Source organism: Paraburkholderia nodosa DSM 21604 (genome assembly GCF_000519185.1).
GTDB classification, from domain to species: Bacteria; Pseudomonadota; Gammaproteobacteria; order Burkholderiales; family Burkholderiaceae; genus Paraburkholderia; species Paraburkholderia nodosa.
The window spans coordinates 139,136-165,413 of record NZ_JAFA01000016.1; the positions used below are offsets into that span (position 1 = coordinate 139,136).

At 66.7% G+C, this 26,278-nt stretch carries 23 protein-coding genes and 1 tRNA gene; 17 read left to right on the forward strand and 7 right to left on the reverse strand.

All coding sequences use genetic code 11. From position 1 onward, the window contains the following. Positions 1-13: 13 nt before the first annotated feature. The 6 genes from A3CW_RS0123545 to A3CW_RS0123570 all read left to right on the forward strand — a co-directional run bounded on the left by A3CW_RS0123545 (position 14) and on the right by A3CW_RS0123570 (position 7,787). Positions 14-919 carry a DMT family transporter gene (locus A3CW_RS0123545; RefSeq protein WP_028205763.1) on the forward strand — a complete coding sequence of 302 codons (906 nt, stop codon included), beginning with the start codon at positions 14-16 and terminating at the stop codon, positions 917-919. 109 nt (positions 920-1,028) lie between these two features. Continuing rightward, positions 1,029-2,228, forward strand: coding sequence for an aminotransferase-like domain-containing protein (locus A3CW_RS0123550; protein WP_028205764.1), 1,200 nt, complete (start codon positions 1,029-1,031; stop codon positions 2,226-2,228). 71 nt (positions 2,229-2,299) lie between these two features. Continuing rightward, on the forward strand, positions 2,300-2,764 hold the full coding sequence (locus A3CW_RS0123555; RefSeq protein ID WP_028205765.1) for a RidA family protein: 465 nt from the start codon (positions 2,300-2,302) through the stop codon (positions 2,762-2,764). 133 nt (positions 2,765-2,897) lie between these two features. Next, positions 2,898-3,776, forward strand: a complete 879-nt coding sequence (locus A3CW_RS0123560; protein WP_028205766.1) for a PhzF family phenazine biosynthesis protein — start codon at positions 2,898-2,900, stop codon at positions 3,774-3,776. A 318-nt stretch (positions 3,777-4,094) separates the two neighbouring features. Beyond that, positions 4,095-6,470, forward strand: a complete 2,376-nt coding sequence (locus A3CW_RS47325; RefSeq protein ID WP_051481660.1) for a bifunctional diguanylate cyclase/phosphodiesterase — start codon at positions 4,095-4,097, stop codon at positions 6,468-6,470. 111 nt (positions 6,471-6,581) lie between these two features. Then, complete coding sequence (locus A3CW_RS0123570) at positions 6,582-7,787, forward strand: chromate transporter (RefSeq protein WP_028205767.1); 1,206 nt, start codon at positions 6,582-6,584, stop codon at positions 7,785-7,787. Positions 7,788-7,807: 20 nt separating this feature from the next. On the opposite strand, the gene A3CW_RS0123575 is transcribed toward A3CW_RS0123570, so the two are convergent. The 3 genes from A3CW_RS0123575 to A3CW_RS0123585 are packed head-to-tail and all read right to left on the reverse strand — an operon-like array spanning position 7,808 to position 11,487. Next, positions 7,808-8,830, reverse strand: a complete 1,023-nt coding sequence (locus A3CW_RS0123575; RefSeq protein WP_028205768.1) for a histone deacetylase family protein — start codon at positions 8,828-8,830, stop codon at positions 7,808-7,810. Positions 8,831-8,853: 23 nt separating this feature from the next. Further along, on the reverse strand, positions 8,854-10,119 hold the full coding sequence (locus A3CW_RS0123580; protein WP_028205769.1) for a Zn-dependent hydrolase: 1,266 nt from the start codon (positions 10,117-10,119) through the stop codon (positions 8,854-8,856). A 45-nt stretch (positions 10,120-10,164) separates the two neighbouring features. Further along, positions 10,165-11,487, reverse strand: coding sequence for an MFS transporter (locus tag A3CW_RS0123585; RefSeq protein ID WP_028205770.1), 1,323 nt, complete (start codon positions 11,485-11,487; stop codon positions 10,165-10,167). Positions 11,488-11,638: 151 nt separating this feature from the next. Between A3CW_RS0123585 and A3CW_RS0123590 the strand changes: the two genes are divergently transcribed. Continuing rightward, a complete protein-coding gene (locus A3CW_RS0123590) occupies positions 11,639-12,589 on the forward strand; it encodes a LysR family transcriptional regulator (RefSeq protein ID WP_028205771.1) in 951 nt (316 codons plus the stop codon). A gap of 38 nt (positions 12,590-12,627) precedes the next feature. Here the strand turns inward: A3CW_RS0123590 and A3CW_RS0123595 are convergent, their stop codons facing one another. The 3 genes from A3CW_RS0123595 to A3CW_RS0123605 all read right to left on the reverse strand — a co-directional run bounded on the left by A3CW_RS0123595 (position 12,628) and on the right by A3CW_RS0123605 (position 17,654). Beyond that, positions 12,628-13,086 carry a CopD family protein gene (locus tag A3CW_RS0123595; protein ID WP_028205772.1) on the reverse strand — a complete coding sequence of 153 codons (459 nt, stop codon included), beginning with the start codon at positions 13,084-13,086 and terminating at the stop codon, positions 12,628-12,630. A 221-nt stretch (positions 13,087-13,307) separates the two neighbouring features. Next, on the reverse strand, positions 13,308-15,623 hold the full coding sequence (gene parC / locus A3CW_RS0123600; protein ID WP_028205773.1) for a DNA topoisomerase IV subunit A: 2,316 nt from the start codon (positions 15,621-15,623) through the stop codon (positions 13,308-13,310). Positions 15,624-15,662: 39 nt separating this feature from the next. After that, positions 15,663-17,654 carry a DNA topoisomerase IV subunit B gene (locus tag A3CW_RS0123605; RefSeq protein ID WP_028205774.1) on the reverse strand — a complete coding sequence of 664 codons (1,992 nt, stop codon included), beginning with the start codon at positions 17,652-17,654 and terminating at the stop codon, positions 15,663-15,665. A 343-nt stretch (positions 17,655-17,997) separates the two neighbouring features. Between A3CW_RS0123605 and A3CW_RS0123610 the strand changes: the two genes are divergently transcribed. Both A3CW_RS0123610 and A3CW_RS0123615 read left to right on the forward strand, forming a co-directional pair. Beyond that, the gene (locus tag A3CW_RS0123610; protein WP_028205775.1) at positions 17,998-18,288 is read left to right on the forward strand and encodes a nucleotidyltransferase family protein; all 291 of its coding nucleotides are present in this window, start codon (positions 17,998-18,000) and stop codon (positions 18,286-18,288) included. Further along, positions 18,285-18,638 (forward strand): HepT-like ribonuclease domain-containing protein, encoded by a 354-nt coding sequence (locus A3CW_RS0123615; RefSeq protein WP_028205776.1) that lies wholly within the window; start codon positions 18,285-18,287, stop codon positions 18,636-18,638. Before A3CW_RS0123610 ends, A3CW_RS0123615 begins: the two co-directional genes overlap by 4 nt. Positions 18,639-18,672: 34 nt before the next feature. Here the strand turns inward: A3CW_RS0123615 and A3CW_RS0123620 are convergent, their stop codons facing one another. Further along, on the reverse strand, positions 18,673-20,601 hold the full coding sequence (locus tag A3CW_RS0123620; protein ID WP_028205777.1) for an ATP-binding cassette domain-containing protein: 1,929 nt from the start codon (positions 20,599-20,601) through the stop codon (positions 18,673-18,675). A 219-nt stretch (positions 20,602-20,820) separates the two neighbouring features. Between A3CW_RS0123620 and A3CW_RS0123625 the strand changes: the two genes are divergently transcribed. The 8 genes from A3CW_RS0123625 to A3CW_RS0123660 all read left to right on the forward strand — a co-directional run bounded on the left by A3CW_RS0123625 (position 20,821) and on the right by A3CW_RS0123660 (position 26,215). Continuing rightward, on the forward strand, positions 20,821-21,045 hold the full coding sequence (locus A3CW_RS0123625; RefSeq protein ID WP_081771775.1) for a rubredoxin: 225 nt from the start codon (positions 20,821-20,823) through the stop codon (positions 21,043-21,045). Between the two features lie 185 nt (positions 21,046-21,230). Further along, positions 21,231-21,305: transfer RNA gene (locus A3CW_RS0123630), tRNA-Arg, on the forward strand. Positions 21,306-21,412: 107 nt separating this feature from the next. Further along, entirely contained in the window at positions 21,413-21,685 is a 273-nt protein-coding gene (locus tag A3CW_RS0123635; protein WP_028205779.1) for a hypothetical protein, read from the forward strand. Between the two features lie 118 nt (positions 21,686-21,803). Beyond that, positions 21,804-22,067, forward strand: coding sequence for a hypothetical protein (locus A3CW_RS47330; protein WP_051481667.1), 264 nt, complete (start codon positions 21,804-21,806; stop codon positions 22,065-22,067). A gap of 139 nt (positions 22,068-22,206) precedes the next feature. Then, the gene (dcm, locus tag A3CW_RS47335) at positions 22,207-23,556 is read left to right on the forward strand and encodes a DNA (cytosine-5-)-methyltransferase (protein ID WP_081771776.1); all 1,350 of its coding nucleotides are present in this window, start codon (positions 22,207-22,209) and stop codon (positions 23,554-23,556) included. Between the two features lie 40 nt (positions 23,557-23,596). Further along, on the forward strand, positions 23,597-24,046 hold the full coding sequence (locus tag A3CW_RS0123650) for a very short patch repair endonuclease (RefSeq protein ID WP_028205780.1): 450 nt from the start codon (positions 23,597-23,599) through the stop codon (positions 24,044-24,046). Between the two features lie 186 nt (positions 24,047-24,232). Then, entirely contained in the window at positions 24,233-24,736 is a 504-nt protein-coding gene (locus A3CW_RS0123655; RefSeq protein WP_028205781.1) for a YbhB/YbcL family Raf kinase inhibitor-like protein, read from the forward strand. A 72-nt stretch (positions 24,737-24,808) separates the two neighbouring features. Continuing rightward, on the forward strand, positions 24,809-26,215 hold the full coding sequence (locus tag A3CW_RS0123660; RefSeq protein WP_051481661.1) for an MFS transporter: 1,407 nt from the start codon (positions 24,809-24,811) through the stop codon (positions 26,213-26,215). Positions 26,216-26,278 lie beyond the last annotated feature (63 nt).

Here is a 26,278-nt window from a genome sequence, read left to right on the forward strand (position 1 = left end):
CGCAAAGTCCCGCATGAAAGCACGCGAAACCCAAGGCATGCTGCTCGGCCTCGTCGGCGTCATGATCTTCAGCCTGACGCTGCCGATGACGCGCATCGTCGTCGCCGAATTCCACCCGCTTTTGAACGGCCTCGGCCGCGCGCTCGCCGCCGCCGTGCCGGCCGCGCTGCTGCTCGCCATCCGTCGCGAGAAATGGCCCAGCTGGCCGCAGGTCAAGAGCCTCGCCGTGGTGTCGCTTGGCGTGATCGTCGCGTTTCCGGTGTTTTCCGCCTTTGCGATGAAGACCGTGCCGGCCTCGCACGGCGCCATCGTCAACGGCCTGCAGCCGCTCGCCGTGGCGATCTACGCCGCGTGGCTCTCGCATGAGCGCCCCTCGAAGGCGTTCTGGGCCAGCGCGCTGCTCGGCAGCGCGCTCGTGATCGCGTTCGCGCTCCAGGCGGGCGGCGGCTCGCTGCATGCGGGCGACGCGTGGATGCTCATCGCGGTGGGCATCGGCGCGCTCGGCTACGCCGAAGGCGCGCGCCTCGCCCGCCAGCTGGGCGGCTGGCAGGTGATCTGCTGGGCGCTCGTGCTCTCGGCGCCGTTCCTCGCGCTGCCGGTCGGCTGGCTCGCGTGGGCGCATCATGTGGCGCATCCCGGGCCCGTCGCGCTCAAGACCTGGCTCGCCTTCGGCTACGTCACGCTGTTTTCGCAGTTCATCGGCTTTTTCGCGTGGTACGCGGGGCTCGCCATGGGCGGCACAGCGCGCGTGGGGCAGGTTCAGCTGCTGCAGATTTTCTTCACGATGGCGTTCTCGGCGCTCTTCTTCGGCGAGCAGGTCGCGCCCTCGGCGTGGCTCTACGCGGCCGCGGTGATCGCCACGGTCGTGCTGGGCCGCCGCGCGGCGATCCGCACGGCCCCAGCGCCCGCACGCGCATGAGCCGGTTTCGCGTCATAATTCAAGGTTTTCGGCGGCATCCGGCGGCGCGCGATCGCGCCCCATGCCGCCACTGAATCAGTCACCCGCCCCACCCCAACAAGGAGACCCCATGGACCAGAGCGATCTCAAGGCCGCGCCCGCGTGGCAACTGTCCGAGCGTGCAATCAAGCTGACCAGCTCGGCGATTCGCGAAATCCTGAAGGTCACCGAGCGTCCCGAAGTCATTTCGTTCGCGGGCGGCCTGCCCGCGCCGGCCAGCTTCCCGGCCGAGGAAATGCGCGCCGCCGCCGACCGCATCCTGCGCGACGATCCCGCGGGCGCCCTCCAGTACAGCGCGACCGAAGGCTATATGCCGCTGCGCGAATGGGTCGCCGCGCGCCACTCGGTGGGCGGCGTGAAAGTGCGTCCCTCGCAGGTGCTCATCACCACGGGTTCGCAGCAGGCGCTCGACCTGATCGGCAAGGTGCTGGTCTCGCCCGATAGTCCCGTGCTCGTGGAAACGCCTACCTACCTCGGCGCACTGCAATCGTTCTCGCTTTACGAGCCGAAGTACGTCCAGGTCCCGACCGACGAGAAGGGCCTCGTGCCCGAGGGCCTCACGCCCGAACTCACGGCCGGCGCGCGCCTGCTGTACGCGATCCCGAACTTCCAGAACCCCACGGGCCGCCGCCTGCCGCTCGAGCGCCGCCAGGCGCTCGCGGAGTTCGCGAAGCACTCGCCGTTCCCCGTGATCGAAGACGACCCTTATGGCGCGCTGCTCTACGCGGGCGAGCCGCTGCCGACGGTGCACTCGCTCGCGCCCGAGCATGTCGTGCATCTGGGCTCGTTCTCGAAGATCCTGGCGCCGGGCCTGCGCGTGGGCTACATCATTGCGCCCGAAGACCTGCACTTCAAGCTCGTGCAGGCCAAGCAGGCCACCGACCTGCACACGCCGAGCTTCACGCAGCGCATCGTCTACGAGGTGGTGAAGGACGGCTTCCTCGACACGCACATCCCGAAGGTGCGCGCACTCTATCGCGATCAGTGCGAGGCGATGCTCGACTCGCTCAAGCGCAACATGCCCGAAGGCGTAAGCTGGAACCGCCCCGAAGGCGGCATGTTCATCTGGGTGACGCTGCCCTCGAACATCGACAGCATGAAGCTGCTGGCCGAAGCCGTCGCGCAGAACGTGGCCTTCGTGCCCGGCGCGCCGTTCTTCGCCGACGAGCCGCAACACAACAAGCTGCGCCTGTCGTTCGTCACGGTGCCCCCCGCGAAGATCGAAGAAGGCGTCGCGAAGATCGCGGCCCTGATCCGCGCGCACGCCTGACGCATGCCTGGACACGCCTGGCGCAGCGCCAGGCTTTTTCCGACTCAACACCCGAACGAGGAATCCTGATCATGGCTGACATCAGCATCTACGACCGTCTCGAACAGCTCGGCATCACCCTGCCCCAGGCAGGCGCGCCCGCCGCGGCCTACGTGATGAGCGCCCAGAGCGGCAACACGGTGTACCTGTCGGGTCACATCGCCAAGAAGGACGGCAAGGTATGGGCCGGCAAGCTGGGCGAGTCGCTCACGACCGAGGAAGGCAAGGCCGCCGCGCGCTCGATCGCGATCGACCTGCTCGCCACGCTGCACACCCACACGGGCGACCTCAACAAGGTCAAGCGCGTGGTCAAGCTCATGAGCCTCGTGAACTCGACGCTCACCTTTACCGAACAGCACGTCGTCACGAACGGCGCTTCGGAGCTGATCGCCGACGTATTCGGCGAGAAGGGCAAGCACGCGCGCTCGGCCTTCGGCGTCGCGCAGATTCCGCTTGGCGCATGTGTCGAGATCGAGCTGATCGCCGAAGTCGAGTAAGCAACATCAGCGAGCTTTGCTAAGGTGCGCGGACCTGCATCGAGGTCCGCGCACTGGTTCGCATTTTTCTGTTGTGCGTTCGCGCAACCTGGCGCGCCTCTTGCGTCGCTCCCCCTTCCACGATCGTCCCGCCATGACCTACCCCAGCGTCCGCTTCAAACAGGTCGACGTCTTCACGTCGGTACCCTTCAAGGGCAACCCGCTCGCCGTGGTGTTCGACGCTGAAGGCTTGAGCGGCGATGAGATGCAGGCCATCGCGCGCTGGACCAACCTCTCGGAAACCAGCTTCCTGCTCGCCCCCACCGACGCACGCGCCGACTACCGCGTGCGCATCTTCACCACCAAGGGCGAGCTGCCCTTCGCGGGCCATCCGACGCTCGGCACGGCGCACGCGTTCCTTGAAAGCGGCCGCACGCCGAAGACGCCCGGCCGCCTCGTGCAGGAATGCGGCGCCGGTCTCATCGATCTGGCCGCCGCAGAGAACGGCGCATGGGCCTTCGCCGCGCCGCCCGCGCGCGTGACGCCGCTCGCCGCCGCGCAGTTCGACGCATTGCGCGCGGCGCTGCGCCCGGACGCCATCGACTTCACGGCCGCGCCCTGCGGCGTCGACAACGGCGCGCCCTGGCTCGTCGTGCGCGTCGCGTCGGCGCAAGCGGTGCTCGCGCTCGACGTCGACTACGAAGCGATCGAAGCGGTTGCCGCGAGCGTAGGCGCACACGGCGTGGCCGCCTACGGCCCGCATGAGGCCGATGGTCCCGCAACCTTCGAAGTCCGCTGCCTCATGACCGGCCTGGGCAAGGGCGAAGACCCCGTCACCGGCAGCGCGAACGCCGCCATCGCCATGCTGCTCGAACAGCAGAACCGGCGTCCGGGCGCGCGCTATACCGTGCGTCAAGGCACGGCGCTCGGGCGCGACGGGCGCGTGCGCGTCGAATATGACGATGCGGCAAAACAGATCTGGATTGGCGGCCATTCGGTGACGGTCGTCGACGGGACCTGCCGGCTCGGCTAAGCGCCTGCAGCAGCACCCCGCCTCATGCCAGGTGCATCGACCGCGATGCGCCGCCTCGCACCTATGCACCGCACATGGGCATCGCGTGCGTGTTGAGGCGACCCTCGCGTATACCCGGGGGACCACAGCTTCCTTAATCATTCCCCAACCAGTAATATCGAAACATCGGACGCATGACGCGTCCGGCGTGCATTGCTCGCGCGCAATGCGCGTATTCCCCAGCCATCCGTTATTCATGCCGCCGACTCAACCGAGCGCATCATTGCCGTTCTCGCCGCCGCATCCGCGGTGTGAACTCACGCGCCTACGGCGGCCGCGATGAGCACCAACCGGGGTCCGTTCTCGCACGATTCGAGTCTGCGCAACGCGCCCGGCCCGGCATACACGCGTCCGCGCGCGCTGCTCGCCATTCCGCTGCTCGGCGTGCTGGTGCTCGTGCTGCTGTGGGCGGTCATCTTCACGCGGCTCTCGGTCGAGAAGGAAGCGACCCTGCGCGAGGCTACGGCCTCGGCGGCGATCCTCTCGGCGGCGCTCGAACAGCACACCGTCAAGGCGATCCATCAGGTCGACCAGATCACGCGCTTCGTGAAGTACGAGTTCGAGAAGTCGCCGGGCCGCTTCGATCTCGCGAGCACGGTCGAAAAGGGCGTGGTGCAGAGCGACTCGCTCGTGCAGGTGTCGATCATCGACGAGCACGGCACGCTCGTCGCCAACACGGCCGACCCGAATCCCAAGCCCATCGACCTCTCGGACCGCGAACACTTCAAGGTGCACGAGCACGAGAACGACGACCAGCTCTATATCAGCAAGCCGGTGCTCGGCCGCGTGTCCGGCCACTGGACTCTGCAGATGACGCGCCGCCTCAATCACCCGGACGGTTCGTTCGCGGGCGTGGTGGTGGTCTCTGAAGACCCGAGCTACTTCACGAGCGACTTCTACAACAACGCCGCGATCGGCCGCGACGGCGTGATCGCCGTCATCTCGGACAGCGGCGCCGTGCTCGCGCGCCGTACGGGCAGCGCCGAGCGCGCGAACGGCACGTTCTCCGCGAGCGGCGTGTATCCCATTTCCGAGCATGTATCGGGCACCTACGTCGACCCGATCGACCACGTCACGCGCATCGTTTCGTACCGCCATATCGATGGCTATCCGCTCGCCGTGCTGGTCGGTCTCTCGCAGGCCGAGGAATTCGCCGACTACAACCACACGCGCGACGTCTACCTGATGATGGCGACGTTCATCTCGCTCGCCATGCTCTCGTTCTTCGCCGTGGCCACAGGGCTGATCGGCAAGCTGCTCGGGCGCGAGCGCGAGATGTCGCAGCTCGTGCAGTACGACCTGCTCACAGGCCTGCCCAACCGCTACGCCACGCTGCAGCGTCTGCGCCATGAAGTCTCGCAACCGGGCAACCTCGGGCGCCTCGCCATCCTCTTCATCGACCTCGACAACTTCAAGACGGTCAACGACACGCTCGGCCACAACGCCGGCGACATCGTGCTGCAGATGAGCGCCGCGCGCCTCGCCGACGCCGTGGGCGGCGCGGGCACGCTCGCGCGCATCGGCGGCGACGAGTTCGTGGTGATCGTCAAGGGCGACGACATCGAAAAACGCGCCATCGCGCTCGCCGAAGCCACCAACGCCGCGTTCACGCATCCGTTCGACGTGCGCGGCAGCGCCTTCGTGCTGCACGCGAGCACTGGCATCGCGCTCTTCGCGGTCGCGCACGAAAGCGAAATCGATCTGCTCAAGAAGGCCGACCTCGCGATGTACGCCGCCAAGGAGGCCGGGCGCAACTGCTTTCGCTTCTACTCGCCGCAGCTCGCCCACCGCGCCGACCACCTGATGAAGTGGGAGCAGCAGCTGCGTGTCGCGCTCGCCGAGGACCAGCTCTTCCTCGCCTACCAGCCGAAGATCGATCTGCGCCGGCGCTGCATCACGGGCTTCGAGGCGCTCGTGCGCTGGAACCATCCGCAATACGGGCTCATTCCTGCGGGCGAATTCATTCCCGTGGCCGAATCCACGGGCCTCATCGTGCCGGTAGGCGACTTCGTGATCCGCACCGCGTGCGCGCAGCTCGCGCAGTGGCAGCAGCAGGGCTACGAGTCGCTCACGCTCGCCATCAACATCTCGGCGGTGCAGTTCTGGCGCGGCGACCTGTACGAGACCGTGGCGCGCGCCATCGAAGAAACCGGCATTGCCGCGCACCGGCTCGAACTCGAGATCACCGAAACCGCGATGATGGAGTACCCGGAGCTGGTATCGGAGAAGATTTTCGCGTTGAAGCGCCTTGGCGTGCGCGTCGCGCTCGACGACTTCGGCACCGGCTATTCGTCGCTCTCCTACCTGAACCGCTTCGCCGTCGACACGCTCAAGGTGGACCGCTCGTTCGTGCAGGCCATTCCCGCGGACCGCAGCGTGTGCGTGATGGTCTCGGCGATCGTCAATCTCGCGCGCTCGCTCGGGCTCACGGTGGTCGTCGAGGGCACCGAAACCGAAGAGCAGATCGCGTGGCTCTCCGCGCTCGGCCCGATCGAGGCGCAGGGCTTCCTGTTCTCGCGCCCCGTGCCCGTGGAAGGCGTGGCCGCGCTGATCGAACGCTTCGGCGTGTGCAGCGCGACGCAACCGGCGGGCACGCAAGCCGCACGCGAAGATCGCCGCAACGAGCGCCTGAGCGACGCGCCGCAATCGCGCTGACGCGAGGCCAGCGCGCAGGTTGCGCATTGTCCATGCGTTTTCCAGTGAGTTGCGCGAACGGCGTGCCTTCGCGCACAGACCCGCACGGACCTCCGCACGCATGATGCAGCCATGCAAACCCGCACCGACGAAGCGATCGCGGCGCCAATCCGCAACCATCACGAACCGCTGCTGACGCTCTTTCGCGTCGTGCTGACCGTGTCCGCGGTCTCATGGGGCGGCCTCGCGCTCATGGCGCAACTCGAACAGCACTACGTGGAGCGCGAAGCGCGGCTCACGCAGACGGCGTTCTCGGATCTGGTCGCGCTCGCCTGGATGGTGCCGGGGCCGGTGGGCTGCAACGTCGCGGTGCAACTCGGCCACGCGCTGCGCGGGCGCGCGGGCGCCTGGGTCGCGGGCGTGGCGAGCGTGCTGCCCTTCTTCGCGCTGATGACGCTGTTCGCCATTTTCTACCGCACGCCGCTCGTGCATGCGGTCGCCTCGCGCACGCTGCTCGACCATTTCAGCGTGGTGCTCGCCATGCTGATCGGCGTGACCTGGTATCGGCAAACGCGTGCGCTCGTGCGCGGCCCGCTCGAATGGGGCGTGGCGCTCGCGGCCTGCGCGGCCCTCGCGCTCGCGGCGAGCGGCGCGGCCTACGTGGCAATTCTGCTCGCCGCATTTGCCGCGGGCTGGCTCGCGAGCCCTGTGCCTTCGCAGCGGCTCGAACTGCGCGTGACGCGGCGCGACCTGCAGTTGCTCGCCGCGCTTGCCGCGCTGATCGTCGTGTTCGCGCTGCCGCTGCCGCATCGGCTCGACTCGGCGCTGCTCTGGCCGCGTCTCGCAGGCGCGGGCATGACGCTGTTCGGTGGCGGCTTTTCGGCGCTGCCCGTGTTGAAAACGCTGTTCGTCACGCCCGCGGTCGGCATCACCAACGACGACTTCACGCTGGCGTTCACGCTCTCGCCGCTGTCGCCCGGGCCGCTCCTGAACGTGGTGCCCTTCTTCGGCTATCTCGTCGATGGCTGGGTCGGCGCGCTCGTCGCCACGCTCGCGCTGTTCGTGCCGTCGGGCTGCCTCGTCGTGCTCGCGCGGCGGCACCTGCACCGCATGAAGGCGAACCCGCGCTTCGAGCACGCCATGCGCGTGCTGCGCGCCGCGACCACCGCGTTTCTCGCGATCGCCGTCTGGCACATCGCGCGGCACGTGCCGCTGCATCCGCCGTATCTGCTCACGGCCGTTTTCTCGGCGATGTGCTTCGGCAAGCTCAAGCTCCCTGCTTACGCGGTCTACGCGACAGTAGGGCTCGCGTGCGGGGCGTGGCTGCTGCTGGCCTGAAGCGCGCGTTCACGCGCCGATCAGCGCGCTGCCGTAAAACCGCCGAAGAACGCGCGCGCGTTGTCTTCGAGGCTTGCGAGGTGATAGCCGCCTTCCTGCACGATCACCGAAGGCAGGCCGAGCGCGCCGAGCGCCGTGCCGAGCCGGCCGAAGCCCCCGGTGGTCACGGCGACCTTCGACTGCGGATCGTCCTTGTAGATGTCGAAGCCGAGCGCCAGCACGAGCGCGTCCGGCTCGAAGCGCCCGAGCACGCGCAGCGCCGCTTCCACGCGCTCGAAGAAGTCGGCTTCGGACGCGCCATGCGGCATCGGCAGATTGACGTTGTAGCCCTCGCCCGCACCGTTGCCGCGCTCGTCCTCGTAGCCCGCGACCACGGGATAGAAGTTGGTCGGATCGCCGTGGATCGAAATGTAGAGCACGTCGCTGCGGCCGTAGAAGATCTCCTGGACGCCCTGGCCGTGGTGCATGTCGGTGTCGAGAATCGCCACGCGCGCGTAGCGGCTGCGCAGCGACTGCGCCGCGATGGCCGCGTTGTTCAGATAGCAGAAGCCGCCCGCGGCGTCCGCACGCGCATGATGACCGGGCGGACGCGAAAGCGCGTACGACTCGCGCGCGCCCTCGTTCACGCACGCGGCGGCCGCCAGCGCGCTTTGCGCCGACCAGTAGGCCGCACGCCAGGTGTGCGCGCCAATGGGGCAACTGCCGTCCGCGAGATAGCGCGCCGCCTGCGCGAGCACGCCGCGCAGCGGATTCGGCTCGCGCACGTAGATGTTCGACATCACCTCTTCGCCCCAATCTTCGGGCACGCGCTTCCATTCGGTGTGCGCTTCCTCGAGAAAGCGCAAATAGTTCATGTCGTGCACGGCGGCGATGGGCGCGGTGCCGAAGTCGGCGGGCGCCTGCACGTCGAAGCCGAGCGAGCGCGCCGCGGCAACGAGATGCTCCGCGCGCTGCGGCACTTCCTGCGGCTCACGCAACTGGCCGCGCGAGAAATAAGCGCGCGGGTGATGCAGCAGCTGATCGGGGTGAAACCAGGTCTTCACGTTCAGTTCTCCTTCTATTTCCTTTACGCGTCGGCGTCGGCGGCAACGGCCAGGCGCACGCCCGCCCGCGCCGCGACCGCGTTGAGCAGCACGTTCGCGCCGGCGGTGACGTCTTCCGGCAAGGCGTCCTCGGCTTCGTTGTGCGACAGACCGTCCACGCAGGGAATGAACACCATCGCACTCGGGCAGTAGCGCGCGAGGTGGATCGCGTCGTGGCCCGCCCCGCTCACGATACGCTCGTGCGGATAACCGAAGCGCGCCGTTGCCCGCGCGACCAGTTCGACGCACTGCGCGTCGAACGGCGTGGCGGGGCTCGTCCAGCAATGTGCGATCTGCACGCCGAGGCCGCGCTGTGCGGCCACGTCCGCGCATAGCGCGCGCAAGTCGCGCTCCATCGCATCGAGTTGCGCATCGTCGGGATGGCGCAGATCGACGGTGAACGTCAGGTTCGCCGCGATCGTGTTGCGCGACGCGTTCGCGATCTGCGCCTGGCCGATCGTCACCAGACCGAGCGGTGCGTAGCGCGCCATCGTGCGTTCGATCTCGAGCGACATCTGCGCCGCGCCGAACCACCCATCCTTGCGATAGCGCATCGGCGTCGTGCCCGCGTGCGCGGCTACGCCCGTTACGTTCACGTCGAACCAGCGGATCGCCTGGCCGCCCGTCACGACGCCGATGGTCGTGCCGTTCGCCTCCAGAATCGGACCCTGCTCGATATGGGCTTCGAAGTAGGCGTCGACGGCCACGCCTTGCACGGCACGCGTGCCGCGCGCGCCGCACGCGTCGAGCGCGGCGCCGAGCGTCACGCCTTCGGCGTCCGTGCGCGCCAGGGCGTCCGCGAGCGTCATCGCGCCCGCGAACACCGCCGAGCCCAGCATCGCCGGCGTGAAGCGCGCGCCCTCCTCGTTGGTCCACGAGCAGATCTCGATAGGCTTCACGGTGCGTGCGCCCGCGTCGTTGAGCGCGCGCACGACTTCGAGCGCGGCGAGTACGCCGTAGACGCCGTCGAAGCGGCCGCCTTCGGGCTGCGTGTCGAGATGGCTGCCCATCAGCACCGGCGCGGCCTGCGCGTCATCGCCTGCGCGGCGTGCGAACAGGTTCCCCACTTCGTCGGTCCACACCGTCATGCCCGCCTCGCGGCACCAGCGTGCGAACAGGTCGCGGGCACGCTGGTCTTCCTCGGTGAGCGCGAGGCGGCGCACGCCGCCGCCCGCCGTCGCGCCAATGCGCGCCATCTCCATGAGGCTCGCCCACAGGCGCGGGCCGTCGATCTGCAAAAGGTCTTTCATCGGTCCATCCATTTCAGTCGAACTAGTCATTCCACGTGCACAACATCAGCGCGTGCTCAGCGCCTCGGCGGCGGCCGCCTCGTCATGCGCGTGCTGGTGGCGGCGCGCGTCGAGCGCGACGATGCACAGCAGCGAGACGCCCGCGAGGCACGTATAGAACACGGCGAGCGGCCACCACTGCCCCACATAGCGATGCGCGAGCCAGGTACCGACGAGCGGCGTGAGGCCGCCCGCGATCGCGCCGCACACCTGGTAAGAGAGCGAAATCGCGGAGTAGCGCACGCGCGTGGGGAACACGCCGGAAACGAAGCCTGCGATCACCGAATAGAAGCTCGCCATGCAGACCACGGCGATCGCGATGCCGATCACCATCGGCACGACCTTGCCGCTTTGCACGAGCACGAACATCGGATACGGCGAGAGCATCGCAGCGAGCGCCGCGCACTTGAGAAAGCGCGCGCCGCCCATGCGCTCCGCGAGCCAGGCGGCGAGCGGCTGCACGAGGAACTGGATGATCGCGACCGCGAACAGACAGTCGAGAATGAGCGAGCGCGTGATGCCGACGTACTGCGTGGTGTAGGCGATCATGAACGTGTTGGTGAAGTACACGCCCGCAATGCCGATGGTATTCGCGCCGATGCACAGCAGCACGAGACCCCACGACGAGCGGAACACTTCGGCGACGGGCAGCTTGAGCGTGCGGCGCTGGTCCTTGAGCTTCTCGAACTCGGGCGACTCGTTCACGCCGAGCCGGATCATGATGCCGACCACGAGCAGCACCGCCGAAACGAGAAACGGCAGACGCCAGCCCCACGAGAGAAAGTCCGCCTTGTCGAGCGACGTGACCGAGCGGAACGCGAGCAGCGAGAGAATCAGGCCCGCAGGCGAACCCAGCTGCGCGAACGAGGCGAAGAACGTGCGGCGGCCTTCGGGCGCGTGCTCGCCCGCCATCAGCACCGCGCCGCCCCACTCGCCACCCACGGCGATGCCCTGCACCACGCGCAGCAGCACGAGCAGCACCGGTGCGAGCATCCCCACGCTCGCATACGAAGGCAGCAGGCCGACGCAGACGGTCGCGACGCCCATCATCATCAGCGTGGTCATGAGCGCTTTCTTGCGGCCGATGCGGTCGCCGAGGTGGCCGAAGATCAGGCCGCCGAGCGGGCGCGCGAAGAACCCGACGGCGAAGGTCGCGAACGACGCCATCGTGCTCACGAAGCGGTCTTCAGAAGGGAAATACAGTTCGCCGAAAACGAGCGCGGCGGCCGTGGCGTAAATGTAGAAGTCGTACCACTCGATCATCGTGCCGATGAACGCCGCGGCGGCGGCGCGCACCGGTTGCCGGGTGCTGGACTGCGGGTTAGCCATGCGTCGGTCTCCTTCAGGCGCGTTTGGGATGAATTTGTGTTGCATGCACGCTTTATCGCCAGCCACAAATCATTAGTCAAATTTCGCGTTATTATTCAGCGCATAAATTCAACTAATACCCTTGGCGCACCACCACGCCGGGAGACCGCCCATGCGCGCCGACACCACCCGCTTTCTCAACGACCGTCTCGACTGGAACCTGCTGCGCACCTATCTCGCGATCATGCAGGAGCGCAGCCTGAGCCGCGCCGCCGCGCGCCTGTACGTCACGCAGCCGGCCGTGAGCCAGGCGCTCAAGCGGCTCGAAGACGCGCTCGGCCGCAAGCTGATCGAGCGCCGCGGCGCGCAGTTCGTGCCGACCGAGGCCGGCGAGGAGGTCTATCGCATTGCCAGCGACATCTACGGGACGATTTCCCAGCTAGAAACCGGGCTAGACGAACGCACCGCCGACATTACCGGCTCGATCCGCCTGCTCACGGTGAGCCGCATCGAGTCGCGCGTGTACGACGAATTTCTCGCGGAATTCCACACGGCCTACCCGCGCATCGATCTGCAGATCGAAGTGATGCGCTCGTCGGACATCATCTCGTCGCTGCTGCAGAAAACGGCGACCGCAGGCTTGAGCCTGTGCCGCACGCCCATCGACAAGCTGGACATGCGCTGCTTTCTGCGCCAGCGCTACGCGATGTTCTGCGGCCGGCATCACCGGCTCTTCGGGCTCTCGCAGTTGACGATGGACGACCTGCTCGCGGAGAACTTCGTCTCCTTCACGAGCGACCAGATTGGCGACAGCCTTTCGCCGCTCACGGTGTTTCGCGACCAGCGCGGCTTCACGGGGCGGATCGTGGCGTCGTCACCGAGTCTCGACGAGGTGCGGCGGCTGATCTTTGCGGGCTACGGCATTGGCTGCCTGCCCGAGCATACGGTGCGGGACGATCTGGCGCGGCAGCGCCTGTGGCGGCTGCCGCCGGAGGAAGGGCTCGTGGATGTCGATATCCACTTGCTGTGGCATCGCGACCGCAAGCGCAATGCGGCCGAAGAAGCGTTCTTCGACGCGATGGAGCGCTGCATGCAGCGCCATGCGCTCGCGGAGCGCCTGTAGTACCGCTGGCGCGGCCGCGAACGTTGCAGGAGAAACGATTAGAACCCGCGTGCGAGCACCGCAACGCCGATCGTCACGATACCCAGCACGAGATTGATGACGACGAGGCGGCGCACGGTGCCCACGGCGCGCGCGCCGTCGGGCCACTTCTGCGCCTGCACGGCGCGGCGGATGCGCGGAAACACGGCGAACCGGATGTGGCCGAAGATCAGCATCATCAGCACGCCCAGGCCCGCCATGGCATGCAGTTGCCAGGTGGCATGCTCGCCGCCGAACTGCATGAGCAGGAAGCCGCCGGTCAGCAGGATCACGATCACCGAGACCCCCACCCAGTTGAAGAAGCGGCCGAACACCGATTCGATGAGCGGCAGGCGCAACTGCGGCGAGAGGTCCTCGAGCGCCGGGCGCAGACAGAAGTGCGCGAAGATCATGCCGCCCACCCAGACGGCGACGCCCAGCAAATGCAGAAAGAGCGCGACTGCGATCGCGTGGCCCATGCTTGAATTCCCTCGTAACGTGTCATTATCGGCGGCATGTCGACGGGAGTGAGTGCAACGCACTCCCGTCCCGTGCCTTTGCGCGGCATTATTCCATGCCGCGCCGCGATTCGCGCCGGATTTGTGTCGCTTGGTGCTTTAGCACTTTGCGATCCGGAGTTAGCGCTTCAGCGCTTACTCCGGTCCCACGCAGAGCGCTCCGGCCCCATGCAAAGCCCCTTTTACCGCGGCAACACCGGACGCATCTCCGTCACGACCTTGAGCTTCGAGTCCGGCGCGCGGCCCTTGCGTGCGCGCTTGCCGATCTGGGGCGACAGCACCGCGCCCGCCATCAGGTCCTCACCCGCCTTGCCGCCGCGGCCCGTGCCCACGAGCACGACGCCCGCCGCGCTGATCGCGAGCGCCTGCACGAGCTTCTCGTTGTCGTCGAGCTGCATGAGCGTAACGCCACGCCCGCCGCCCGAGAGCGTCTTCATTTCGTCGAGGCCGAACACCAGCAAACGACCGCTCGACGAAAGACACGCCACCTGCAGCGCGTCGGGCAGCATCGGCATCGGCGCGAGCGGCACGCAGCCCTCGTCGATCGTCATGAACGCCTTGCCTGCCTTCACGCGGCTCACCATGTCGCCGATCTTCGCGATGAATCCAAAGCCGTTGCTCGACGCCAGCAGCAATTGCTGTTCCGCATTCGCTGCGAAGTAATGCAGCAGATGCGTACCCGCTTCGAGTTCGATGAGCGACGTGACCGGCACACCGTCACCGCGGCCGCCAGGCAGATTCGCAATCGACACGGAATACACGCGGCCATTGCTGCCCCACGCGATGAGCGTGTCGGGCGTGCGGCACTGGAACGCCGCATAGAGACCGTCGCCGGCCTTGAACGTGAAGCTTTGCGTATCGAGCCCGTGGCCCTTGAGCGCACGCACCCAGCCCTTCTGCGAGACGACGACCGTGACCGGCTCGTCCACCACGCGCGCTTCGAAGCTCGCACGCTTTTCCTGCTGGATCAGCGTGCGGCGATCGTCGCCGTATTGTTTCGCGTCGGCTTCGATTTCCTTCACGATGAGCCGCTTCATCGACGAGTCGTTCGCGAGCAGTTCTTCGAGCTTCGCCTTCTCTTCGCGCAGTTCCGCGAGTTCCTTCTCGATCTTGATCTTCTCGAGCCGCGCCAACTGACGCAGACGGATTTCAAGAATGTCCTCGGCCTGGCGCTCGGAAAGCCCGAACGCGCTCATCAGCGCGCTCTTGGGCTCGTCCGACTCGCGGATGATGCGGATGACCTCGTCGATATTGAGGAAGACGATCATCCGCCCTTCGAGGATATGGATGCGGTCGTCGACCTTGGTGAGACGATGCTGCGTGCGGCGCGTGACGGTGGCGAAACGGAAACCGATCCACTCGCCCAGAATCTCGCTGATGCCCTTCTGACGCGGACGGCCATCCGAGCCGATCATCACGAGATTCAAGGAGGCGTTCGATTCGAGGCTCGTGTTCGCGAGCAACGAATTGACGAACTCGGCCTGGTCGATGCGGCTCGTCTTCGGCTCGAACACGAGACGCACTGGCGCGTCCTTGCCCGACTCGTCGCGCACGGCGTCGAGCAAGCCGAGCATGGTCTGCTTGTTCTGCAACTGCTCGGGCGTGAGCGTCTTCTTGCCGAGCTTGAGCTTCGGGTTGGTGAGCTCTTCGATCTCTTCGAGCACCTTCTGGCCCGAGGTGTTCGGCGGCAGCTCGGTCACCACGAGTTGCCACTGGCCGCGCGCGAGGTCCTCGATCTTCCAGCGCGCGCGCACCTTGAGGCTACCGCGGCCCGACTCGTAGGCCGCCGCGATTTCCGCCTCGCTCGAAATGATCTGGCCGCCGCCCGGGAAGTCCGGTCCCGGCACTTTCTCCATGAGCTCCGCATGCGAGATCTTCGGATTGCGGATCATCGCCACGGACGCCGCCGCAACTTCGCGCAGGTTATGCGAAGGAATTTCGGTTGCGAGACCCACCGCGATCCCCGACGCGCCGTTGAGCAGCAGCATGGGCAGGCGCGCGGGCAGCGTCTTAGGCTCCTGGAACGAGCCGTCGTAGTTCGGCATGAAATCGACGGTGCCCATGTCGATTTCGTCGAGCAAGAGCTTCGCGATGGGCGTCAAGCGCGCTTCGGTGTAGCGCATGGCCGCCGCGCCGTCGCCGTCGCGCGAGCCGAAATTGCCCTGGCCGTCGATGAGCGGGTAGCGCATCGAGAAGTCCTGGGCGAGGCGCACGAGCGCGTCGTAGGCCGACTGGTCGCCGTGCGGGTGGTACTTGCCGAGCACGTCGCCCACCACGCGCGCCGATTTCACGGGCTTGGCGTTGTCGCCGAGACCCATTTCGTTCATCGCGAAGAGAATGCGCCGCTGCACCGGCTTCTGGCCGTCGCAGACGTCGGGCAGCGCGCGGCCCTTCACCACGCTCACCGCGTAGTCGAGATAGGCGCGTTCCGCGTAGTGGCCGAGCGTGAGCGTGTCGCCGTTCGGGGCGTCCGTCACTTCAGCAAAGAGATCGTCCATGTTTCAATCAGTCCGTAATCGTGTGTGCGCCTGCGCGTATCAGATATCCGCTTCGACTTCGTTGCCCTTCTCTTCGAGCCACGAACGGCGCGAAGCCGCTTCGCCCTTGCCCATGAGCATCGTCATGCGCGCGACCGTGGCCTCGTAGTCGAGATCGCCGAGCACGATGGGCGAGAGGCGGCGCGTGTCCGGATTCATCGTCGTGTCCCAAAGCTGCTCGGCGCTCATTTCGCCGAGGCCCTTGAAGCGACTGATGCTCCATTGCGTTTCGCGCACGCCGTCCTTGCGCAGCTTGTCGAGGATCGCTTCGAGCTCGCCTTCATCCAGCGCGTAGAGCTTCTGCGCGGGCTTCTTGCCGCGCGCGGGCGCGTCCACGCGGAACAGCGGCGGGCGCGCCACGCACACGTGACCGCGCTCGATGAGCTGCGGGAAATGCTTGAAGAAGAGCGTGAGCAGTAGCACCTGGATGTGCGAGCCATCGACGTCGGCGTCGGAAAGAATGCAGATCTTGCCGTAGCGCAGATTCGAAAGATCGACGGTCTCGTCGGGGCTGTGCGGATCGACGCCGATCGCCACCGAAATATCGTGCACTTCGTTGTTCGCGAAGAGCCGGTCGCGCTCGGTCTCCCAGGTGTTGAGCACCTTGCCGCGCAGCGGCAGGATGGCCTGGTACTCCTTGTCGCGCCCCATCTTCGCGGAGCCGCCAGCCGAGTCGCCCTCCACCAGGAAGAGTTCGTTGCGCGCGATGTCGGTCGATTCGCAGTCGGTGAGCTTGCCGGGCAGCACGGCCACGCCCGAGCTCTTGCGCTTCTCGACCTTCTGGCCCGCGCGCGTGCGCGCCTGCGCCTGCTTGATGACGAGATCGGCGAGCTTCTTGCCGTGCTCGACGTGCTGGTTGAGCCACAGCTCCAAAGCCGGACGCGAGAACGACGAAACGAGCTTCACGGCGTCGCGGCTGTTCAGGCGCTCCTTGATCTGCCCCTGGAACTGCGGGTCGAGCACCTTGGCCGAGAGCACGAAGGAGACGCGCGCGAAGACGTCTTCGGGCAGCAGCTTCACGCCTTTCGGCTGAAGATTGTGCAGCTCGACGAAGCTCTTCACGGCCTGGAACAGACCGTCGCGCAGGCCGCTTTCGTGGGTGCCGCCCGCAGGCGTCGGAATCAGGTTCACGTACGACTCGCGCGTGAGCGAGCCTTCCTCGCTCCACGCCACGACCCACGCGGCGCCCTCGCCTTCGGCGAAGGTGTCGTCGGTGGTGCGCGCGTCGGCGTAGCGCTCGCCTTCGAACAGCGGAATCAGCAGGTCGGCGCCGCCCATGCCTTCGAGCAGATAGCCGCGCAGGCCGTCTTCGTACTTCCAGCTCTGGCGCTCGCCGGTCTTCTCGATCACGAGCGTGACCTCGACGCCCGGCAGCAGCACGGCCTTCGAGCGCAACAGACGCTGCAGTTCGCCGAGCGGCAGGTTGGGCGAATCGAAATACTTGGGATCGGCCCACGCGGTCACGCGCGTGCCGGTTTTCTTATCGTCGCGCGCGACGTTGCGCGTGGTGAGCTGCCTCGTGACGTTGCCGTCCGAGAAGCCGATTTCGGCGACCTTGCCGTCGCGCCAGACGGTCACGTCGAGGCGCGTGGAAAGCGCGTTGGTGACCGAGACGCCCACGCCGTGCAGGCCGCCCGAGAAGGTATAGGCGCCGCCGGCGGCCTTGTCGAACTTGCCGCCCGCGTGCAGGCGCGTGAAGACGATTTCGACGACGGGCACCTTCTCGTCGGGGTGCAGGCCGAACGGAATGCCGCGGCCGTCGTCCTCGACGGAGACGGAATGGTCGGCGTGCAGCGTCACGGTGATGCGCTGGCCGTAGCCGCCGAGCGCTTCGTCCGAGGCGTTGTCGATGACTTCCTGGATGATGTGCAGCGGATTCTCGGTGCGCGTATACATGCCCGGCCGCTGCCGGACGGGCTCGAGGCCCTTGAGCACCTTGATCGACGCTTCGCTATAGCCAGTGTTTCCAGCGTTGGACTTCTTCGTTGACATGGTGATCCACAGGGGGTTGTCCGCGCGCTTGTCCACAGGTCCTGTGGACATCTGCGGGGAAAACGCGTTGAGCGTTCAAAAAAACCGATACGAAACAACGGGGTGAACCGGCTGCGCGCCGCGGTGGCAGGTGCGCTCGCGGCGGCGCGGTGGTTCGCGCAGTTGTTCGAATTCGCGAGGTATTGTACTGATTTGGGCCCGCACGGCAATTTGCTTGGGGGTTGGCCGTTCGGCCCAGGGGCGGACGGGGGCGGGAGTCGCGTAGAATGAGCCGCGGATGGCACGGGCAGTGCCGTCGCGATTTCATCGGGCCTGTTGCCCTGTTTGGGAGTGTGGAGCTGCCATGAGGCCATCCGAAGCGCTGCGCGCGCACCGCGCCGAGATCCGCGCGATCGTCGCGAGCCATCACGCGACGAATGCGCGCGTGTTCGGCTCGTCGGCGCGCGAGGAGGACGACGAAGACAGCGATCTCGATCTGCTCGTCGATCCGACGCCGCAGACTTCGCTGTTCGATCTTGCGCGCATTCAGTCGCAGCTAGAGGCGCTGCTCGGTGTGCCGGTCGACGTGCGCACGCCGAAGGATCTGCCCGAGCGCATACGGCTGCTCGCCATGGCGGAAGCCGTGCCCGTATGAAAAAGGACGATCTACGCACATCCGACTACATCGAGCACATCCTCACGGCCATCGAGCGCGTCCGCGAATACACCGCATCTGTCTCACTGGAATCGTTTCAAGCCACACCGATGATCATTGACGCCGTCGTGCGGAACCTTGAAATCGTCGGTGAGGCGGCGCGAAACATCATGCTGGACGATCCCGGCTTCATCGACTCGCATCCGGAAATTCCATGGCAGGAAATGTACGGTACGCGCAATCGCATCTCGCACGGTTACTTCGCCAACAATACCGAGGTGGTCTGGCGCACGATTCAGCATGACTTGCCCGACCTGGAACGGCAACTCTTGAGCCTGAAGGCGAGATAAAAAAGCGGCCTTCATCAGGCCGCTTTCTCTCGCATCACTTGCGCTTGCTCTCCAGCTCCTCCCACCGCTCCAGCGCAACGAGCAATTCCTCGTCGATCGCCGCATAGCGTTCAGTCAGGCGCGTGCCTTCCTGCGCGTCCTTCGCGAAGATCGACCCATCTTCGATCTTCGCGCCGATCGTCTTCTGCTCGGTCTCCAGCGCCTCGATACGCTTGGGCAGTTCCTCCAGCTCGCGCTGTTCCTTGAACGAAAGCTTCACGCTGCGCTGGGCATTGCGTCCGGCCGCGCTATCCTTGGGCGCGGCAGCCGCGGGCGCCGCTTCCTTCGGCGCGCGCGCCTCGGCAATCTCCTGCGCGCGGGCGCTCTGCGTCTGCCAGTCCGAGAAGCCGCCCACGTACTCGTGCCAGCGCCCTTCACCCTCGGACGCGATCACCGACGTCACCACGTTGTCGAGGAACGCGCGGTCGTGGGAGACGAGCAGCACGGTGCCGTCGTAGTCGGTGAGCAACTCTTCGAGCAGTTCGAGCGTCGGGATGTCGAGGTCGTTGGTCGGTTCGTCGAGCACGAGCACGTTCGCGGGCCGCGCGAACAAACGCGCGAGCAGCAGGCGATTGCGCTCGCCGCCCGAAAGCGACTTCACGGGTGAGCGCGCTCGTTCGGGCGCGAACAGGAAGTCGCCGAGATAGCTCATCACGTGCTTCTTCGCGCCGTTGATCTCGACCCAGTCGCTGCCGGGGCTGATGGTATCGGCGAGGCTCTTTTCCATGTCGAGCTGCGCGCGCATCTGGTCGAAGTACGCGACCTGCAGGTTCGTGCCCACGCGCACCGTGCCTTCGTCGGGCTTCAACTCGCCGAGAATCAGCTTCAGCAGCGTGGTCTTGCCCGCGCCGTTCGGACCGACGAAGCCGATCTTGTCGCCGCGCATGACCGTCGACGAGAAGGTATCGACGATCGTGCGGCCGCCATAGCGCTTGGTCACGTCCGTGAGTTCGGCGACGATCTTGCCGGACTTCTCGCCCTGCGCGACGTCGAGCTTCACGTTGCCCTGCACGTTGCGGCGCTCGGCGTGCTCGTTGCGCATCTGCACGAGGCGCGCGATGCGCCCCACGCTGCGCGTGCGCCGCGCTTCCACGCCCTTGCGGATCCACACTTCTTCCTGCGCGAGCATCTTGTCGAACTTCTCGTTCTCCACGCGCTCGACTTCGAGCTGCTGTGCCTTGCGCTCCTGGTACTGCGAGAAGTTGCCCGGATACGAGAGCAGCTTGCCGCGATCGAGTTCGACGATGCGCGTGGCCACGCGGTCGAGAAACGCGCGGTCGTGGGTGATGAAGAGCAGGCTCGAACGCTGCGCCACGAGCAGTTCCTCGAGCCAGCGGATGCCGTCGAAGTCGAGGTGGTTGGTCGGTTCGTCGAGCAGCAGGATATCGGGCTGGACGACGAGCGCGCGAGCGAGCGCCACGCGTTTTTGCATACCGCCCGAGAGCGCGCCCACGCGGGCGTCGCCTTCGAGGCCGATCTGCGCGAGCGTCGTGGCCACGCGCGTGCGCCAGCTCCAGGCGTCGGCATGATCGAGCGACGATTGCAGCGTGTTCATGCGCGCGAGCAGCGTGTCGTGTTCGGCGCCTTCGGGCGTGTCCGCGAGCTGGTGCGCGACCGAGTCGTATTCGTCGAGCAGCGCGCGCACGTCGGCGAGGCCCGAGGCGACGGTGTCGAACACCGTGGCGTCGGCGTCGAAGTCGGGCTCCTGCGGCACGTAGACGGTCGAAAGACTCTGCTGGCGCGTGACGAGGCCGTCATCGGGCTTCGCGAGATCGGCGACGATCGTGAGCAGCGACGACTTGCCCGCGCCGTTGCGGCCAATCAGCCCGACGCGCTCGCCGGCTTCGAGCGAAAAATCCGCGTGGTCGAGCAGCGCGACGTGGCCGAACGCCAGTTGCGCGCCTGTGATGGTGTAAAGCGACATGGATGGAAAGCGATGCGTGCGGTGGACCTGAAGGGGGCATTGTACCGGGCCGCGCAGGTCGGGCCGCGCAGGTCGGGCCGCGCAGGTCGGGCCGCGCAGGTCGGGCCGCGCAGGTCGGGCCTCCGCGTTTAGCTTCCCGTTAGCGCGGCGGCACGCGAGCCGTTTTCCGGTAACATCGCGGGTCGCCCGCGCCGCCCGGCCTTCCAGATAAAGGGCCGCATGACGGGCCGCGCATCGAATCGACTAGACGAAGGACACGCTGTGAGCGAAGTAATCGAGTACAAGAGCTGGGTCTGCCTGATCTGCGGCTGGATCTACAACGAGGAAGAGGGTCTGCCCGACGAAGGCATCGCCGCCGGCACGCGCTTTGCGGAGATTTCCGACGACTGGCGCTGCCCGCTGTGCGACGTGGGCAAGGCGGAATTCGCCGTCGTCGAGTTCTGATTACGACGACTCCGCCGGAGCTAACGGGGCGTCATTTTCGCGCCCGAACACGTTTGCTATACTCTTGGCCCTGCGCCGCGATATAGTTCGGACCCGCAAGGCCGAACCGCTTCGCGCGCCGCTCCGCGCCATGACGGGTCACTTGGGAAACATGGCGATCGAACGGAGCCATGCTCGACCTCGCGCTCCCTGTAGTTCAATGGATAGAACAAGTGCCTCCTAAGCGCTAGATGCAGGTTCGATTCCTGCCAGGGGGACCAGCCGCTCGGGCCGCAAAGGCCACGCCGCGAAGTCCGCAACCGGTTCGCCAATCCCCGTCCCGTCTCTTTCGCGCACTCGCGCACCTTCTTTGCCGAGCAGGTTTTCCATGGACATCAACAAGCAACTCGCCGCGCTCACCGCCTCCGAACTCCAGACGGCAGGAGCCAGTCAGGCCACCGCCATCGCCGTGAGCGTGCTGCTGCGCCACCTCAATTCGCCCGAACTCGCCCGCCAACTGGGCGCGGCGTTCGAGAACCACCAGGCCGTGATGCTGCAGACGCCCTGGCCCGAGCAGATGCTGAACTCGTTCGAAGCGACGCGGCGTTTCTTCGAAAGCGCGGCCCAGGTGGAAGGCGCGACGCCGCCGGCTGCCGAATAAATTGAATCTGACCGGCTAATTAGGGGTAAATACTGAGTTATTTTCCCCTAAAGAAGGGAAAAATAGTGCCGTAAAGGCCTTCATGGACTCCACGCGTCCCCTTCCCGCCGGTCATATGATGTCGACCCTCATCGATCAGGATATCGCGCACATTCGTCGCGTGATGCCGCTGTCGCTCGCCGGCGACTTCGGCGGTCCGATTCTCCCCGCGCTCTACTGGCGCCAGCGCCTGCACCGTCTGCTCGACACCGGTCACGTGAACAAAGGCCAGCTGCGCGAAATCGACAGCTTGCTGCTCATCCTCGATCTGCACGAGTTGAACGTCGCCTCGGCCTCAGCAGCCCTGGCGAAGCAGGCAAACGCCAGCCCGCAACACTCCTGACTTCTCCCTGAATTCGACGCTCGCGCGTGCAGGCATTCGTCTGCGCGGCGCACGTTCGCGCACGCACATCGGGAATTCCTGGTGCCGCGGGTCGACCATCGGTCATAATGTCCGCAAAAATACCCTAACGAGGACATCCGTGCTTACGGCCGAACCGAGAGACCTGCTCCAGCAGGCACGCAAGCGTTTCACGCAACAGCAGATCGCCACACACGTCGGCCGCGACGTGAAGACCGTGCGGCGTTGGGAAAAAGGCGAAACGCCCTGCCCCGCGATGCTCGAAGCCGCACTGCGTGAGCTGCTGCAAGGCGGCGCTCACGCCAATGGCGGCGCGGCGCGCTTTCGCTTCATCGACCTGTTCGCGGGCATCGGCGGCATCCGCAAGGGGTTCGAGGCACACGGCGGCGAGTGCGTCTTCACGAGCGAGTGGAACCCGTTCTCGCGCAAGACCTATCTGGAAAACTACGGCGAGGATCATCCGTTCATCGGCGACATTACAGCCGTGGAGGCCGCCGACGTGCCCGATCACGACGTCCTGCTCGCGGGCTTTCCGTGCCAGCCGTTCTCGATCGCGGGCGTGAGCAAGAAGAACGCGCTTGGCCGTCCGCACGGCTTTGCCTGCACCACGCAGGGCACGCTGTTCTTCGACGTCGCGCGCATCATCGCCGAGAAGCGGCCCGCCGCCTTCCTGCTCGAAAACGTGAAGAACCTGGTCTCGCACGACCGCGGCCGCACGTTCGACGTGATCCTCCAGGTGCTGCGCGACGAGCTCGGCTATGACGTGCACTACCGCGTGATCGATGGAAGCCATTTCACGCCGCAGCATCGCGAACGCATCATCATCGTCGGTTTTCGCGAGCCGGCGGCGTTCTCATGGGACGCGCTCGCACTGCCGGAAGCAGGCCCGCGGCTCGCCTCGATCCTGCACCGCACCGACGGCTGCGAGCCGCTGCTGGCGTGGGACGGCGAGCGCTTCTTCGATCACGGCGCGCGCCGCGTGCAGCCGAAGTACACGCTCACGCCGGGGCTCTGGGCCTATCTGCAGCAATACGCCGAAAAGCACCGCGCGGCCGGCAACGGCTTCGGCTACGGCCTCGCGTTTCCCGACAGCGTCACGCGCACGCTTTCTGCGCGCTATCACAAGGACGGCTCGGAGATCCTCGTCTATCAAGGCGAAGGATTGCGCCCGCGCCGCCTCACGCCGCGCGAGTGCGCGCGGCTGATGGGCCTGCCCGACACCTTCCGCATCCCGGTGAGCGACACCCAGGCGTACCGCCAGTTCGGCAACAGCGTGGTGATGCCGGTGATGCGCGAAGTCGCGCGCACGATGATGCCGCATCTCGATGCGTTGCTGGCCGCACAGCACGCAGCACCGCGTGCGGACGCGACGACGGTTCCCACGGTTGCGCACACAACACGCCCCACGCGCACGGCACGCACGTCGCGCGCCACGCGCAACGCGGCGACGGCCACGGCAGGAGGCCGCTGACCGGCGCACGCCGCGGCCAACCGAAGCGAGGCGACAGACGATGGTGGACGTCGTCGATACCGCGACCCGCAGCCGGATGATGTCCGGCATACGCGGACGCAACACGAAGCCCGAAAAGCTGATCCGCAGTCTGCTGCACCGGCGCGGCTTCCGCTTTCGCCTGAACGTGCGCGAGCTGCCCGGCCGGCCCGACATCGTGCTGCCGCGCCGGCGCGCCGTGGTATTCGTGCACGGCTGCTTCTGGCACGGCCACAACTGCGCGCTCTTCAAGTGGCCACAAACGCGCCCCGAGTTCTGGCGCGAGAAGATCGCGCGCAACCGTCTGAACGACGCCAGGGCACTCGCCGCGCTCGCAGCCCAGGGCTGGCGCGTGGCGGTGATCTGGGAATGCGCGTTGCGTGGCGCGCAGCACGATCCGCAGGCGGTCGTCGAGCGGCTGGCCGCGTGGCTCGAAGACGAGTCGTCGGCCTGGTTCGAGGCGCGTTCATAACGCGCCCTCGCCAGGCATCACACGAAGCGTGAGCGCAAGCCGATGCGCCGCGCATGCCAGGCTGCGAAGCTGGCCCTGCTTGAACAGCCCGCAGTGATAAACTCGATCGACCGGCTGCGCACCCACCTTCACGCGTCCCACGTGCTGGCGCAACCGTCCCACGATCCCAAGCGAAGGAGACACCCGATGGCTGATTTCCGACTTTGGTCCGATGACTTTCCCAGCAACGGTTTCATGCCGAAGGCGCAGGAGTTCGACGACCGGGCCTTCGGTGTCGACGGCGACAACGTCTCGCCCGCGCTGCAGTGGGACGAGCCGCCCGCCGACACGCAAAGCTTCGCGCTCACCGTCTACGATCCGGACGCGCCCACGGGCAGCGGCTTCTGGCACTGGGTCGTGGTGAACATTCCGCCCGACGTGCGCTCGCTCGCCCGCAACGCCGGCAAGGCCGACGGCAGCCTGCTCCCGCAGGGCGCTGTGCAGGTGCGCAACGACTACGGCACGGTCGGCTTCGGCGGCGCGGCGCCCCCGCGCGGCGACAAACCCCATCGCTACATCTTCCGCGTGCATGCGCTCAAGGCCGCGCAACTGCCCGTCACGCCGGAAACGACGAACGCGGTGGCGCGCTTCATGACGCATCTGAACGAGGTGGATTCGACCACCTACGTCGGGCTCTATGAACTGAAATAAGCCGCCAGAGAACACCAGAAAACAACATCCAGCCGGCGGCGCACGTCCATCGCGCGGCCGGCTCCCCCGTCGATGCCCACGCTTTCCGAACTCTCCGCCGCTTCCACTGCCGACATCGAAACCGGCCTGCCCTTCCCACAGCGTTACTACGCGATCCTCGTGGTCGCGCTCGGCATCACGCTCGCCGTGCTCGACGGCGCGATCGCCAACGTCGCGTTGCCGACCATCGCCCGGCACCTTCATGCGAGCGCGGCAAGCTCGATCTGGATCGTCAACGCGTATCAGCTTTCGGTGACCATCTCGCTCTTGCCGCTCGCCTCGCTCGGCGACCGCATCGGCTACAAGCGCGTGTATCTGGCCGGCATGGTGCTGTTCACCGTCGCGTCGCTCGGCTGCGCGCTGGCGACCACGCTGCCCGAACTCGCGTTCGCACGCATGGTGCAGGGCTTCGGCGGCGCGGGAATCATGAGCGTGAACACCGCGCTCGTGCGCATGATCTATCCGCGCACGCAGCTCGGTCGCGGCGTCGCCATCAACGCGATGGTCGTCGCGATCGCGTCGGCGATCGGGCCGACGCTGGCCTCGGGCGTGCTCGCCATCGCGACGTGGCCCTGGCTCTTTGCGATCAACGTGCCGATCGGCATCGCCGCGCTCGTGCTGGGCCTGCGCGCGCTGCCCGTGAACGAGCGCCATCCCGCGCCCTACGACTACTTGAGCGCCGTGCTCAACGCCATCGTGTTCGGCCTGCTGATCTTTGCCGTCGACGGCCTCGGCCACGGCCAGAGCAATCGCCTCGTCGCGCTCGAATTCGTGCTCGCGATCGTGATCGGCTGGTTCTTCGTGCGCCGCCAGCTCACGCAGGCCGCGCCGCTCCTGCCCGTCGATCTGCTCGCCAACCCCGTGTTCGCGCTGTCGATCAGCACCTCGGTCTGCTCGTTCTGCGCGCAAATGCTCGCGTTCGTCGCGCTGCCCTTCATGCTGCAGGAGACCTTCGGTTTCTCGCAGGTCGACACGGGTCTCCTCATGACGCCCTGGCCGCTCGTCATCGTCGGCGCCGCACCGCTCTCGGGCGCGCTCTCCGACCGCTATCCAGCGGGCATGCTTGGCGGCATCGGACTCGCGCTCTTCGCGCTCGGCCTGCTCTCGCTCGCTGCGCTCGGCGCGCATCCCACGGTGTTCGATATTTGCTGGCGCATGGCCTTGTGCGGCGTGGGCTTCGGCGTGTTCCAGTCGCCCAACAACCGGCAGATCCTCTCCTCTGCGCCGCGCGAGCGCAGCGGCGGCGCGAGCGGCATGCTCGGCACCGCGCGGCTCACCGGGCAGACGCTCGGCGCGGCGCTCGTGGCGCTGATCTTCGGCGTTGCACCGCAACAAGGACCGACCACGGCGCTCTACGTGGCGACGGCCTTCGCCGCCGTCGCGGCAGTGGTGAGCCTGCTGCGCCTGATGCCGGGCACCGCGGCGCACACGCCGGGCTAAGAGCGGCCTAACCCTGCGCGTGCGCAGGCACTAACATGGATTCAGGGCGAGCCGCATTCGCGG